This window comes from Litchfieldella xinjiangensis, assembly GCF_000759345.1.
In the GTDB taxonomy this organism is placed as follows: domain Bacteria; phylum Pseudomonadota; class Gammaproteobacteria; order Pseudomonadales; family Halomonadaceae; genus Litchfieldella_A; species Litchfieldella_A xinjiangensis.
The window spans coordinates 344568-357651 of the sequence record NZ_JPZL01000001.1; the positions used below are offsets into that span (position 1 = coordinate 344568).

A 13084-nucleotide genomic window follows, 5' to 3' on the forward strand; every position below is an offset into this window, starting at 1 on the left:
GGGATGACGGCTATGGTATGCCTGGTCGGGGGGGCGGGAATGTTAGCCATAGCACTTGCCGTGCCAACCTTCCTGCTGCTGGCATTGACCACGCTTGGCAGACTTCCCACCTTCCAATGGTGGGCGCGTGCCTGCGAGTTCCCCCGGCTTCAACTCGCTACGCTAGCCCTGCTGACGGGCATAGCCTGGCTATTCGCCGACCCGCAATGGCGGGCATGGGGGCTGGCGGGATGTGCCATCGTCATTGCGGTACAAACCTATCGCATACTGCCCTGGACATGGCTCTGGCCGATCCAGGTGAAGAAGGCCGTGCCGGGTATGGATGAGCGTTGCGTGACACTGCTGATTGCCAACGTGCTCACCCCCAACCGGAATGCCAAGGGACTGGTCGACCAGATTCTTGCCCAGGACCCCGATATCGTCTTGACCCTGGAGTCGGACCAATGGTGGCAGGACCAGCTCGATGCCGCGCTCGAAGCCAAGTGGCCCTACACCCTCAAGGTGCCACTCGACAATCTCTATGGAATGCATCTCTATTCTCGCCTGCCCCTCGAAGAGGCCAAGATCGAATGGCTGATTCAGGACGACATTCCCTCATTTCACATGTGGGTAGCGCTCCCCTGCGGCGACCAGGTTCGACTGCATACCCTCCACCCAAGGCCGCCTGCACCCAACGAGAGCGAAGAATCGTTATGGCGGGACGCTGAGCTGTTACTGGTAGGGAAACATATCCACCAGAGCGAGGAGCCCACATTACTGGCGGGCGACTTGAACGATGTTGCATGGTCGCGAACGACCCGACGCTTCTGCCGCGTAAGCGGTATGCTCGACCCTCGGCGGGGCCGGGGGATGTTCAGTACCTTTCACGCAAGCTACCCCTGGCTTCGCTGGCCCCTGGATCACTTGTTCGTCAGCGAACACTTCACACTCAACCATATGCAGCGCTTGAAACCGTTCGGCTCGGACCACCTGCCGATCCTGGCCAAGGTCTGTTTCCGCCCGTCTCGGGCCGATGAGCATGAGCCGCCCGAAGCCGACGGCGATGATAGGGAGAAAGCTCGCGATACGATCCACGAAGCGAAGCGCAGGGACCAGGACGACTGAGCCCTGCGCCAGCCTTCACCTCACTCGGGTATGCCGCCTTGAGTCAGCTTGGCGGGGTCGAGAAGGCGCTCGAGTTCATCACGTTCCAAATCGGTTTCTTCCTCGGCCACATCCAGGATGGGGCGACCAGCCTGGTAGGCCTTCTTGGCCACGGCCGCTGCCGCGTTATAGCCAATCACCGAATTCAATGCGGTCACCAGGATCGGGTTGCGCGCCAGCGGTGCCTCGATGTTGTCCTTGCGCACGGTGAACGTCGCAATGGCACGGTCGGCCAGGAGATGACTGATATGGCTCAACAAGGTAATGGACGAGAGCAGGTTATTGGCAATCAGCGGTAGCATGACGTTCAGCTGAAAATTCCCGCTTTGCCCCGCCACGGTGATCGCGCTATCCAGACCCATGACCTGTGCTGCCGCCTGGGCTGCCGATTCGGGTATCACCGGGTTGACCTTGCCCGGCATGATCGAACTGCCCGGTTGCAGGGCTTCGAGTTCGATCTCACCCAAGCCGGCCAATGGACCCGAGTTCATCCAGCGTAGATCGTTGGCAATTTTCATCACGCTGCAGGCATACGTACGCAGATGGCCCGAGAGCTCGACGGCCGTATCCTGTGACGCCAGGCTGGCAAAAAAACTGTCGTTAGGCGCGAAAGAAAGTCTCGTCTGCTGGCTCAATGCCCGGGCCATGCGCTCGGCAAACTCGGGATGCGCATTGATGCCCGTCCCTACAGCTGTCCCGCCCTGGGCTAGCCGCCCGAGACGCGGCAGGACGGCGTCGAAGCGCTCAACGGCCAAAGCGACCTGGCTCGACCACCCTCTCAGTTCCTGGCTCATCCGTATGGGCATGGCATCCATCAAGTGGGTGCGCCCCGTCTTTACCACATCATCAACTTCACCGGCCTTAGTATCGATGGCCTGCCGCAGGTGCTCAAGAGCCGGTATCAGCGATTGCTTGACGGCTATTGCCGCGGACAGGTGTATTGCCGTGGGAATGACGTCATTGCTCGACTGCCCCATGTTGACGTGATCGTTGGGGCCGACCTCGAGCCCGTCGCGTGAGGCCAGGTGGGCAATGACCTCATTGACATTCATGTTGGTGGAGGTCCCTGATCCCGTCTGGAATACATCGATGGGAAACTGATCGTCATGCTGACCGTCAACGATCGCCTTGGCCGCCTTCACGATAGCCTCGGCGCGTTGCGAATCCAGCAAGCCGAGCTCGGCATTCACTTCGGCTGCGGCCCACTTGATACGAGCCACCGCATGTACGAAGGCACTCGGCATCGCGTGCCCGCTGACAGGGAAGTTATTGACGGCCCGCTGGGTCTGGGCTCCGTAAAGGGCACTGGCCGGAACTTCCAGTTCCCCCATGCTATCTCGCTCGATACGCGTGTCGTTCATGGCGCCTCCTGCGGCTTGTCCTTGATGTGCTGAGCTCACAGCATCGACGACCCGAGGGCCGGCTTTCAAGGTAGAAATTGAAAGCGTCGCTAGCGCCCATCCCATATTGCAGTGCAACATAGGATGGTCTATTGTGCATTGCAGCGACGGAGACATCCGCGTGATACCCACCGCAGGAGGTTTATCATGACTAAAGACAATACCGCCAAAAGCAATCAGCAGGTCGACTCCTTGTTCTTCGCCCCGGCACGGGCTTATGCCTCGCTGATGCTCGATTACAGCGAAAAGCTGATGAGTGCACAGCTTGAGGCCTACCAGACATACAGCAATGCCTGGCTTTCGCAGACCCGTGCCCTGTTCAGCATCAAGGATGCCGACGGCATGACCGCCTATGTCGAAGACCAGAAGAAAGTGGCGCGCGACCTGGGCGAACAGATCAAGGGCGATGCCGAGAAAGTCGTGGCCCTCAACCAGGAATTCGCCCAGAAAGGGCAGAAGTTGGTCGAAGACAACGTCAAGTCGGCGACCCAGGTTACTACTGCCTGAGATGTGTTGTCGGACTCAATGACCACTAGGCACTGAGTCGATCCTCCTATTGGCCGCCGGACATCCGGCGGCCAATTTCGTCATGCCGGACCTACTCAGGCCTGTCATGGTGTCGGCGATGCGCTATCCTGCGACCAGCACGTAAGCCAAGGAGAATGACATGCTGCGGTGGACAGGGCTTTTGCTGAGCGTACTCTTCCTCGCCGGCTGCCAGGCAATATCGCCGGATACGGACTCCACTCCCCCTGAAGTGATCGAAAGGGAAACCGAGCCAGGCGTTCGTCCGGACCGGCCCGGCCGCGTCGCTCGGCAAGTCGAGTTCCCCGAGCAGGAGTATGCTGCGCTTGAAAAACAGGGCAATGCCACGATCAGTGGCGAGCTCTACTACACCACGCCGGCCGGTGAGCGAATCCGTGGAGCCCATGAAACGGTCTCCATCGCCCCTGTCACGACCTATTCTGCCGAAGCGGCCGAAGCCGCACTTGCCGGCAAGCAGGTCGAACCCGCCGATCCGCGCGCCCAAGCCTATACGCACACGGTCCGCACCGATTCACAAGGGCGCTTCACTGCCTCTGGACTCCCGGCAGGAGATTATTATGTTGCCGGGAGTGTGCGGCTGCCCGGAAGTGAGCAACGAAGCCCGATCATTTTGCATCAAGTCCACGTAGGAAGCGGGCAAACCAAGCGCGTCACATTGAAGCGATGACCTGGGCCGCTCTGCGCTCACGCGATTGAAATCAAGGGGAACTTCATGTGGCAGCAAACGCAGATTACGTTGAAGCCTCGCCACCGAGGCTTTCACTTGATCACGCCGGACATCATCGAGGCGCTGCCGGGGTTGGCCAACCTCGAGGTGGGCCTGCTGCATCTTCAGCTCATGCATACCTCGGCTTCATTGACGCTCAATGAAAATGCCGATCCCGATGTGCGCCATGACATGGACGCTTTCCTGAGAGACCGGATTCCCGGCGATCTGCCCTACTTTCGACATACCCTGGAAGGACCGGACGACATGCCGGCCCATGTGGCGGCCAGCCTGCTCGGCACGCAACTCACGTTGGCCGTGGGCTCGGGAGGCCTGGTACTGGGAACCTGGCAGGGAATCTGGCTGGGTGAGCATCGCGACCATGGCGGCGAGCGGCGACTGCTTGCCACGATCAATGGGCAGGACAGCACACCCTAGCTACCAGCCCAGCGCCTGTTTGACGAAGGGAATCGTCAATTTGCGCTTGGCTGACAGCGAGGCACGATCAAGGGTTTCCAAGGCCTCGAAAAGCTCGTCCAGCCGGCGAGGCCCGCGATGCAGAATATAGCGAGCCACCTCGTCGGGGAGTTGCATACCCCGCACACGGGCGCGCAGCTTCAACGCATCGGCGCGACCTTGGTCGTCGAGAGGCTTGATATGAAAGGTCATGCCCCAGGAAAGTCGCGAGGCCAAATCGGGAAGGCGCACCTCGAGCTGGCGAGGCGAAGCATTGGCGGCTACCACCAACCGCTTGTTCGCATCGCGAAGGCGGTTGTAACAATGGAATAGTGCCTCTTCCCAGCGCTTGCGCCCAAGGACCTGCTCGAGGTCGTCGATGGCCACCAGATCCAGGCGTTCGATATCCTCGAGCATGTGCGGCGGGAAATGTCCTAACTCTGCAAGAGGCAGGTAAAGCGCGCGCAGGTCACGGTCCGTCGCTTCGTGACATGCCGCCTGGAGAAGATGACTACGCCCCACCCCCTCGGCGCCCCATAGAAACAGCAGCGGTTCACCCGAGGCATCGAGCTGACTACGCAGCCGCTCCACCAGCGAGGCATTGCCGCCAGCGAGAAAGCTCGAGAATGTCGCGTCGTCGCGCAAGCCTACTCCCAGAGGAAGCTGCGCAGGACCGGAACTCATGGGGCATCCTCTTCTCGACCGCCCTCCTGGGCAGAATTGTATAAGCTACTGTTTTTATAGCGATCATGGACTTCCCGCAAGAGTACCATGATTACTGCGGCAACCGGCAATGCGAGAAGAACGCCGGTCAGGCCGAACAGCTTGCCCCCCGCCAGAACGGCAAAGATCACCGCCACCGGATGCAGACCGATCTTGTCACCGAGCAGCTTGGGCTGCAGTACCGTGCTTTCCGCCACCTGCCCGATGGCAAAGACACCGACCACACCGAGCATCAGAACCCAGGTGTCTCCCTGAAAGAAGGCCACGAGCAAGGCAATGCTGATCCCGACGATAAAGCCCAGGAACGGCACGATGCTGACCAACCCCGATACCAGGCCAATCAGCAGCCCAAAGCGGACACCGAGCAGGGTCAGACCCACCGCGTAAATGATGCCCAGGCACAGCATGACCAGCAACTGTCCCCGCAGAAAGGCGGAAAGTACCTCATCGCACCGTCTGGCCAGCCGTACCACATCGGGAGCCCACTGCCGCGGGGTCATGTTGCGCAGGCTTTCCATGAGCCGATCCCAGTCGAGCAATAGATAGAACGCCACGACCGGAATCAACGAGACATAGGTGATCCAGGTCACGAAGGCCATGCTGGAACGACCGACCCGCGCCAGCACCTCGGCAGCGGTCCCCCCCGCTTGCTGCCAATGCTCTCCAAGCACCCGCTGGATACCCCCTAGCTCGGGACGGAAGTCGTAGCCGGTCCAGTCTTGGATTTCGGGCGCGGCCACATTCTGCACCCAATCGAAAATGTTCGGAACGACCTGGCCCAGTTGGCGAATCTGCTGGGCCACGAGCGGAATCAGGATCAGCAACGCCAAGGCAAAGACAAGTAGAAGAATCAGGAATACACCAGACACCGCCACCGGCCGAGACATGCCCCAGCTTTCGAAGCGATCCGCCAAGGGATCGCCGAGATAGGCAATGATCATGCCCGCAAAGAAAGGCATGAGAATCGACTCGAGCTGAATCAGCAGCCAGACCACCGCGACCCCAGCCGCCAGAGCCCACCAGTGACTACTACGCATCGCACCCCCTATTCATGACTTGGCATTCCGCCCTCCTTGTCCACGTCTCGGCGATGCGAGCGACGCAGGGCAATGATACAATCGGCGCCTTCCATTACCTATCCCGCCGTTTCGACAGGACTCGTCATGACCCGCAGCACGTCCGATTCCTCCCAACCCCCGTCTACCCCCAAGACATCCCTAAGCTATAAGGATGCCGGCGTGGACATCGATGCCGGCAATGCGCTGGTCGAGCGTATCAAGGGTGTGGCCAAGCGAACCACACGTCCCGAAGTCATGGGCGGACTGGGCGGCTTCGGCGCGCTCTGCCAATTGCCCACCGGTTACCGGGAGCCCGTGCTGGTCTCCGGCACAGATGGCGTCGGCACAAAGCTGCGCCTGGCCATGGACCTGGACAAGCATGACACCATCGGCATCGACCTGGTCGCCATGTGTGTCAACGACCTGGTGGTTGCCGGTGCCGAGCCGCTGTTTTTCCTCGACTACTATGCCACGGGCAAGCTCGACGTGGATATCGCGGCTGACGTGGTTACCGGGATTGGCGAGGGGTGTGCCCAGGCTGGCTGTGCCCTGGTGGGCGGTGAAACCGCTGAAATGCCCGGCATGTACGAGGGTAGCGATTACGACCTGGCCGGCTTCTGTGTGGGCGTGGTCGAAAAGAGCGAGATTCTGGATGGCTCGCGTGTCGGTGAGGGCGACGTCCTGCTCGGTCTGGCGTCGTCCGGCCCGCACTCGAACGGTTACTCGTTGATCCGCAAGATTCTCGAAATCAGCCAGGCCGACCTGGATGCCCCGGTTGATGGCGTATCGTTGCGCGATGCCCTGTTGAGTCCGACACGTATCTACGTCAAGTCGTTGCTTTCGTTGATCAAGCAAAGTGGCGTCACAGTTCATGCCCTGTCGCATATCACTGGCGGCGGGCTGCTCGAAAACATCCCCCGCGTGCTTCCCGACACGTTGACCGCTCGAATCGACGCCAAGGCCTGGACGCGTCCCGCCGTATTCGACTGGTTGCAGTCACAAGGCAACGTCGACGAGCGCGAGATGCACCGTGTCCTCAACTGTGGCATTGGCATGGTCGTGGTGGTTGCCGAATCCGACGCCCAGGCCGCTCAGGCGCACCTCGAAGCCCAGGGCGAGATCGTTTACCGGTTGGGCAAGATCGTGACACGAGAAGGAACGGAAGAGCAGGTGCGCCTGGAGAATCTGGAACAATGAGTAGCGACACCTACCAGAGCGATACAATCAGCGACTTCGAACCCGAGGCTGCCGAGCCTCGGCGGGTAGTCGTGTTGATCTCGGGCAACGGCAGCAACCTGCAGGCCCTCATCGATGCCCAGTCCTATGATGAGCTCGGGGGCCAAATCGTTGCGGTGATTTCCAATGTTGCCGATGCTTATGGCCTACAGCGTGCCCGAGATGCGGGTATCGATGCGGTGGTTCTACCCCACGGAGAATACGACAGTCGCGAAGCCTACGATGGCGCCTTGATCAAAGTCATCGAGCGTCATGAGCCCGACCTGATCGTGATGGCAGGCTTCATGCGGATTCTGAGCCCATTGTTCATTCACCGCTTCCATGGGCGGATGCTCAATATCCACCCCTCCCTACTTCCCGCCTATCGTGGATTGAACACGCATGCCAAGGTGCTGGTGGACGGGGGCAAGGAACACGGCGCCAGCGTCCACTTCGTTACGGAAGAGCTGGATGGGGGTCCGGTGGTCATCCAGGCAGCCGTCGATATCGCCGAGGGTGAAAGCGTCGAGAGCCTGCAGCAGAAAGTGCATGCGCGTGAGCACTTGATCTACCCGATCGCGGTCAAGTGGTTCTTGCAGGGCCGGCTACGCCTGGCAGCGCAGGGAGCCACGTTCGATGGGATCGACCTGCCCCCTCAAGGGCTGCGCATGTCGCACGCCGATGCAGCGGAAGAGCTGGACGAGGATCTCGACGAGGCCTGACAAACGCCATGAAGGGCTATGTCGCCCCTGTCCCGCACGAAGCCTCAGGACAGGAGCGGCATACAGCTAACATCATGCACGAGGCAGCGTCACGCCCCGCTGGCCCATGTATTTGCCGCCGCGATCCTTGTAGGAGACGTCACACTCTTCGTCGGACTCCAGGAAGAGCATCTGGGCGACCCCTTCATTGGCATAGATCTTGGCCGGCAGGTTCGTGGTATTGGAAAACTCCAGGGTCACGTGCCCTTCCCATTCCGGCTCCAACGGTGTGACATTGACGATGATCCCACACCGCGCGTAGGTCGACTTGCCCAGGCAGATCGTCAGCACACTGCGGGGAATCCGGAAATATTCCACCGTACGCGCCAATGCGAAGGAGTTCGGAGGGATCACGCAGACGTCGCCCTTGATGTCGACGAAACTCTTTTCATCGAACGCCTTGGGGTCGACTACCGCCGAATGAATGTTGGTGAACACCTTGAACTCGTCCGAGCAGCGCACGTCATACCCGTAGCTCGACGTCCCGTAGGAGATCACCCGCCGTTCATCGATATGACGCACCTGGCCAGGTTCGAACGGTTCGATCATGCCCTGGCTTTCCGCCATGCGGCGAATCCATTTGTCGGCTTTAATGCTCATGGGGCGTCCTTGGCTGCGACGTACGATTAATGAAAAAGAGGCCGCTATCATAACGGCCCCTCTTCAGATTACCAACGCTCTCGTCAATACAGAGTCAGCGATATCAATCGCCAAACGAGATGCTGGGCCCATCACCGTCCTGCTGACTCACGCCTTGAGCGACGGCTCTGGCCACCGAGCGGAATGTCTGGGCAACCTCGCCGTCCGGCTCGGAAACCACGGTGGGCCGCCCCCCATCGGACTGTTCGCGAATCGCCAGAGTCAACGGCAGTTGCCCCAGCAGCGTGGTGCCGTACTGGGCTGCGATACGCTCACCGCCCCCTTGACCGAAAATCGGCTCGCTGTGTCCGCAATTCGAGCAGACATGCAGACTCATGTTCTCGACCACGCCCAGTACCGGAACGTTGACCTTGCGGAACATCTCGATCCCCTTGCGAGCGTCGAGCAGGGCAATATCCTGCGGCGTCGTCACGATCACCGCCCCGGAAACCGGTACCTTCTGCGCCAGGGTCAACTGGATGTCACCGGTACCCGGCGGCATGTCGATGAAGAGGAAATCAACATCGTCCCAGACCGTCTGGTTGAGTAATTGCTGGAACGCGCCTGATACCATAGGGCCACGCCAAACCATCGGTTCGGTGACATCGACCATGAAGGCCATCGACATAGCCTGGATGCCGTGCGCCTCCAGCGGCTTGAAACGATTCTCGCCCGCCTGCTCGGGCCGTACCCCTTCGGCGATTCCCAACATCTGGGCCTGACTTGGACCATAGATATCGGCATCCAGAAGACCGACACGGTATCCTTCCGCCGCCATTGCCAACGCCAGGTTGGCAGTCACGGTCGACTTACCGACCCCGCCCTTGCCGGATGCCACGGCGACGATATGCTTAACCCCTTCGATCACGATGCTCTCCTGTCCTGGTCGTCTCGGTTTGCCTCAATGCAGTATAACCCGCTCGCCCCCCCTATCCCCAAGCGCTGCGCTCAGCCTTTTCTTGCGTGCCTTGCTACGCTCATGGTGGCATCGCGATTACCTCCATCCATCGAGGAGCGTTTCATGGTTCAACGATTCCACGACCGCAAGGAGGCCGGCCAGGCCCTTGCCGAAGCGCTAACCCACTTGCGTGGGACCAGTGACCTGCTGGTTCTTGGACTGCCCAGGGGCGGTGTACCGCTGGCCTGGGAAGTCGCCCAAGCCCTGGATGCCGAACTCGATATCCTCGTGGTCAGGAAATTGGGGATTCCCTGGCAGCCCGAAGTGGCCATAGGTGCTATCGCGGGGAACGGCATCCGCGTCCTGCATGAGGACAGGATCCAGGCCCTAAACCTGCCAGCCGATGCTATCGAGGCCGTCGCACGGGACGAGGGCAAAGAGCTGGCCCGGCGAGAAACGGCCTATCGTGGCGACCGCCCGCCAGTTCGGATGACGGGCCGTCCCGTCGTGGTCGTCGATGACGGCCTGGCCACCGGTGCAACCATGCAGGCAGCTATCGAAGCGCTACGTACGCAGGAGCCATCACGCCTGATCGTCGCCGTGCCGGTGGCGCCGCCCGAGACGATCGACATGCTCAAGACATTGACCGACGAGACGATCTGCCTACTCACCCCAGAGAGATTCATGGCCGTCGGCCAGTGGTACGAACGCTTCGATCAGACCAGCGACGAGGAAGTCATGCGCCTGCTGGGGACGGCTAGCAAGTGATAGACCAATAGACGGACTGTTAGATAGAAGGGAAGGCAAACAGAAAAAAGGAACGGCGGGCCGTAGCCCGCCGTTCCTTTTACATACGCCTACTAGGCGCAATGGCGTTACTGTTGTGATTGCTGCTGGGATTGGCTTTCGCCCTCAGCGCTTTCCTCGTCACCCTGGCTATTTTCCTCGTCCTGGTTGCCACCCTCTTCCGAGGCTGCCTGGCCGCCGTTGCTGTCATTCGCGGCGTCGCCATTCTGAGATGAACTGGCTTGCGACGAGGACGTGCCTTGAGCGCGCTGGCCCTGGGTAGTCTCGCCTTGCGAGGCTGCACCCTGAGACGTGCCGCCCTGCTGGGTCTGCTGGCTCTCGCCTGCCTGGTTGGAACTATCACCCTGGGCCGAGTCGCTGGATTGAGCGCGGGCGTTGCTCTGTACAGCCGGGGATGCCGGGCTCTGGCTCGATTCCTGTTGACCGCCAGACTGCTGGCCACCTTGCTGTTGGCCACCCTCTTGCTGGTCTGTGCCCGACTGGTCCGCAGAAATCTCCAGGCTGTTGAGCTGGTTACGCCATTCCATCAGCTGGGATTCCAGGCGGTTGAGCTGCTCGCGACGCGTTTGCGTCTGCTGGGTCAACTCTTCGAGACGCTGCTGAGTACTCTCCAATTCACTTTGAACCGTCTCATATTCGTTGGAGGTCTCTTCGAGATCCTGCTTCACGTTGGATAGCGTCTCGTCAGCCGTGGCGACCTCACCCTCGAGCTCCTCAAGGCGTGATTCGCGCTCCTGGATCTCACCCTCAAGCGTTTCCAAGCGTGACTGACGATTTTCGATCTGGCTGGCCAACTCCGCCTGGCGGCCTTCAGCGTTGGCAATACTGTCTTGAATTTCATCGAGCTTCGATTGCGCATCGTCACGGCTCTGGCGGGCCTCTTCGGCTTGCTGCTGTAGCGTTTCGACTTCGGCTTCATGCTGCGACCGCTGCTGCTCGACCTCGGCGAGGCGGGATTCCAGCTCCTCGAGTTGCGCCTGCTTCTCCTCGCGCTGCTGCTGATACTGTTCCTCGATCGAAGCAAGCTGCGTTTCCACTTCGGAGACCTGCTCCTGCAGGGTGGAAAGTTCCTGCTCGGCGGCCCGGCGCTGCTCCTGGAGCGACACAAGCTCCGACTCGGCCTCTTCGATCGAGTTATAGGTTTCGCTGAATACCTCGACTTCCTGGTTCAGCGCCCTGTTTTCGCTCTGGAGTGTATCGACCCGGGCTTCAAGCTGGTCACGCTCTTCACGTGCGGAACTGACACTCGACGTTACGATAATGGCATAGATGATCGCAACGATGGCGATGGCCCCGAGAATGCGGACACGGGTATCCCGGGACAGCTCGGTCATCGATAGATCCGACATGTGACGTTTCCCTCGCTAGGTGGCAAATCGATGCCGCGGTTCCGGCGGCATCCTTCAAGCTTCGCTTTCAGCATAGACGGCTCACCGAAACACGAAAGTCAGAAACTTGAATACACGGGGTTACGTAACGAATTTCATACTATCGGGCGAGGGACCAGGGATTCGACGTCAGCGGTACGGCGCCATTCTCCGTGACCCGCACGGTATCGCTGCATCCGATCCCCCAAAGGCCGGGAAGCCGCAAGCAGAGTGGCAGGTGAAACACCATGTCCGGTTCGAATTGTCGCCGCTGGCCACGGGCGATAAAGCCGGTTCCCTCGACCCAGGACGGGGGGAATTGGGCCCCGACGCTGTAGCCGAATACCCCCGAAAAGAAGACATCCGAGGCCACGGGAGCCAGAACCTGCTCACCGGCCCGGGCCGCATCGTCGAAAGAGCGGCCTGGACGCATGGCCTCGGTCAGCGCTTCATAGAGTCTGTGGGTAGTATCGAAGATGGCCTGCATGCGAGCACTGGGTGTACCGGCAGTGACGGTTCGCATCATCGGCGCGGTGTATCGCTTCCAGGCACTGCCGAACTCGAGGAATACCGGATCGCCCTCCTCGATACGGTGACGCTGATGATTGACATGGATAATGCTGCTGCGCCGTCCGCTGGTGACGATGGGCTGCATGCTCATGAACTCGCTGCCCGCCGAATGCATGGCCTGGCAACCGATGGCGGCCAATTCACAATCGGTAATGCCGGGACGCACCGCCTGCGCCGCCGCTTCGATGCCGAGTCCCGTCAGCCGGGCGCTCTCCCCCAGCGCATCGAGTTCCAATGACGTCTTGACCAAGCGCACCCCATCGATGACGGGGCCCGCGTCCACGAAACGATGCCCCGGCAGCCGCTCCATCAGGCCTTGAATCACGCCATGACGCAACGACCCATGCCAGGTGTCGATGCCGATGCGCTTTCCGGCATCGGCGAGGCAATCTGCCAGCGGGACGAGCACTTCGTCCACCCCCTCCCAGCGATAGCCGACAATATCCCTGACCCGGGTCGTTGCCACGGCCGGCCCGGTCTCGATGGAGGGCACCTGAAGCATCAGCTGTCGTGGGCCGAATACCAGGGCGACGTGCACCGCAACCTCGAAGGTGTGATAGCCGGTCAAGTAAAAGATATCGGCGGGGTCGGTCAGCAGCAGCGCATCCAACGATTGAGCCTTCATGGCGGCAAGCAAGGCCGAACGACGTCGCTGAAATTCTTCTTCTGGGAAAGGGCATTCCGAGCCCGCCAGATCCTGCTGAAGCCAGGCACGGTAGTCATTGTGGTTCATCGATACGTCTCCCAGGCTGGCTCACGATACGTGCTCGACTCCCGACACGGGGGAGCCTCTCA

14 protein-coding genes are annotated in these 13084 nt (G+C 60.5%); 7 read left to right on the forward strand and 7 right to left on the reverse strand.

From position 1 onward, the window contains the following. Nucleotides 1-39: 39 nt before the first annotated feature. A complete protein-coding gene (locus JH15_RS01640) occupies nt 40-1104 on the forward strand; it encodes an endonuclease/exonuclease/phosphatase family protein (protein WP_043528615.1) in 1065 nt (354 codons plus the stop codon). A gap of 20 nt (nt 1105-1124) precedes the next feature. Here JH15_RS01640 and JH15_RS01645 read toward each other — a convergent pair whose 3' ends face one another. Then, complete coding sequence (locus JH15_RS01645) at nt 1125-2504, reverse strand: class II fumarate hydratase (RefSeq protein ID WP_043526368.1); 1380 nt, start codon at nt 2502-2504, stop codon at nt 1125-1127. A gap of 186 nt (nt 2505-2690) precedes the next feature. Between JH15_RS01645 and JH15_RS01650 the strand changes: the two genes are divergently transcribed. The 3 genes from JH15_RS01650 (at nt 2691) to JH15_RS01660 (ending at nt 4233) form a co-directional block, all read left to right on the forward strand. Further along, nucleotides 2691-3050: a phasin family protein gene (locus JH15_RS01650; RefSeq protein ID WP_043526369.1), complete on the forward strand. Its 360-nt coding sequence runs from the start codon at nt 2691-2693 to the stop codon at nt 3048-3050. A 160-nt stretch (nt 3051-3210) separates the two neighbouring features. Continuing rightward, a complete protein-coding gene (locus JH15_RS01655; protein WP_043526370.1) occupies nt 3211-3756 on the forward strand; it encodes a carboxypeptidase-like regulatory domain-containing protein in 546 nt (181 codons plus the stop codon). A gap of 45 nt (nt 3757-3801) precedes the next feature. After that, nucleotides 3802-4233, forward strand: coding sequence for a secondary thiamine-phosphate synthase enzyme YjbQ (locus JH15_RS01660; protein ID WP_043526371.1), 432 nt, complete (start codon nt 3802-3804; stop codon nt 4231-4233). Here JH15_RS01660 and hda read toward each other — a convergent pair whose 3' ends face one another. Next, entirely contained in the window at nt 4234-4935 is a 702-nt protein-coding gene (gene hda, locus JH15_RS01665; protein WP_043526373.1) for a DnaA regulatory inactivator Hda, read from the reverse strand. Continuing rightward, nucleotides 4932-6011, reverse strand: a complete 1080-nt coding sequence (locus JH15_RS01670; RefSeq protein WP_043526375.1) for an AI-2E family transporter — start codon at nt 6009-6011, stop codon at nt 4932-4934. Before JH15_RS01670 ends, hda begins: the two co-directional genes overlap by 4 nt. 126 nt (nt 6012-6137) lie before the next feature. Between JH15_RS01670 and purM the strand changes: the two genes are divergently transcribed. Further along, complete coding sequence (gene purM, locus JH15_RS01675) at nt 6138-7229, forward strand: phosphoribosylformylglycinamidine cyclo-ligase (RefSeq protein ID WP_052383846.1); 1092 nt, start codon at nt 6138-6140, stop codon at nt 7227-7229. After that, complete coding sequence (purN, locus tag JH15_RS01680) at nt 7226-7969, forward strand: phosphoribosylglycinamide formyltransferase (RefSeq protein ID WP_043526379.1); 744 nt, start codon at nt 7226-7228, stop codon at nt 7967-7969. Before purM ends, purN begins: the two co-directional genes overlap by 4 nt. A 72-nt stretch (nt 7970-8041) precedes the next feature. Here the strand turns inward: purN and dcd are convergent, their stop codons facing one another. Both dcd and apbC read right to left on the reverse strand, forming a co-directional pair. Next, nucleotides 8042-8608 (reverse strand): dCTP deaminase, encoded by a 567-nt coding sequence (dcd, locus tag JH15_RS01685; protein ID WP_043526381.1) that lies wholly within the window; start codon nt 8606-8608, stop codon nt 8042-8044. Nucleotides 8609-8711: 103 nt separating this feature from the next. Continuing rightward, complete coding sequence (gene apbC / locus JH15_RS01690; protein ID WP_197053284.1) at nt 8712-9512, reverse strand: iron-sulfur cluster carrier protein ApbC; 801 nt, start codon at nt 9510-9512, stop codon at nt 8712-8714. Between the two features lie 156 nt (nt 9513-9668). Here apbC and JH15_RS01695 point away from each other — a divergent pair, with 156 nt between their 5' ends. Beyond that, the gene (locus tag JH15_RS01695; protein WP_043526383.1) at nt 9669-10313 is read left to right on the forward strand and encodes a phosphoribosyltransferase; all 645 of its coding nucleotides are present in this window, start codon (nt 9669-9671) and stop codon (nt 10311-10313) included. A gap of 107 nt (nt 10314-10420) precedes the next feature. On the opposite strand, the gene JH15_RS01700 is transcribed toward JH15_RS01695, so the two are convergent. Both JH15_RS01700 and JH15_RS01705 read right to left on the reverse strand, forming a co-directional pair. Next, nucleotides 10421-11701, reverse strand: coding sequence for a coiled-coil domain-containing protein (locus JH15_RS01700; RefSeq protein WP_043526385.1), 1281 nt, complete (start codon nt 11699-11701; stop codon nt 10421-10423). 139 nt (nt 11702-11840) lie between these two features. Continuing rightward, on the reverse strand, nt 11841-13022 hold the full coding sequence (locus tag JH15_RS01705; protein ID WP_043526387.1) for a M24 family metallopeptidase: 1182 nt from the start codon (nt 13020-13022) through the stop codon (nt 11841-11843). Nucleotides 13023-13084 lie beyond the last annotated feature (62 nt).

Excerpts from the sequence above, each read along its gene's own strand:
- JH15_RS01640 (WP_043528615.1), top strand. The coding sequence starts at position 40 with ATGTTAGCCATAGCACTTGCCGTGCCAACCTTCCTGCTGCTGGCATTG.
- JH15_RS01645 (WP_043526368.1), bottom strand. The coding sequence starts at position 2,504 with ATGAACGACACGCGTATCGAGCGAGATAGCATGGGGGAACTGGAAGTT.
- JH15_RS01650 (WP_043526369.1), top strand. The coding sequence starts at position 2,691 with ATGACTAAAGACAATACCGCCAAAAGCAATCAGCAGGTCGACTCCTTG.
- JH15_RS01655 (WP_043526370.1), top strand. The coding sequence starts at position 3,211 with ATGCTGCGGTGGACAGGGCTTTTGCTGAGCGTACTCTTCCTCGCCGGC.
- JH15_RS01660 (WP_043526371.1), top strand. The coding sequence starts at position 3,802 with ATGTGGCAGCAAACGCAGATTACGTTGAAGCCTCGCCACCGAGGCTTT.
- hda (WP_043526373.1), bottom strand. The coding sequence starts at position 4,935 with ATGAGTTCCGGTCCTGCGCAGCTTCCTCTGGGAGTAGGCTTGCGCGAC.
- JH15_RS01670 (WP_043526375.1), bottom strand. The coding sequence starts at position 6,011 with ATGCGTAGTAGTCACTGGTGGGCTCTGGCGGCTGGGGTCGCGGTGGTC.
- purM (WP_052383846.1), top strand. The coding sequence starts at position 6,138 with ATGACCCGCAGCACGTCCGATTCCTCCCAACCCCCGTCTACCCCCAAG.
- purN (WP_043526379.1), top strand. The coding sequence starts at position 7,226 with ATGAGTAGCGACACCTACCAGAGCGATACAATCAGCGACTTCGAACCC.
- dcd (WP_043526381.1), bottom strand. The coding sequence starts at position 8,608 with ATGAGCATTAAAGCCGACAAATGGATTCGCCGCATGGCGGAAAGCCAG.
- JH15_RS01695 (WP_043526383.1), top strand. The coding sequence starts at position 9,669 with ATGGTTCAACGATTCCACGACCGCAAGGAGGCCGGCCAGGCCCTTGCC.
- JH15_RS01700 (WP_043526385.1), bottom strand. The coding sequence starts at position 11,701 with ATGTCGGATCTATCGATGACCGAGCTGTCCCGGGATACCCGTGTCCGC.
- JH15_RS01705 (WP_043526387.1), bottom strand. The coding sequence starts at position 13,022 with ATGAACCACAATGACTACCGTGCCTGGCTTCAGCAGGATCTGGCGGGC.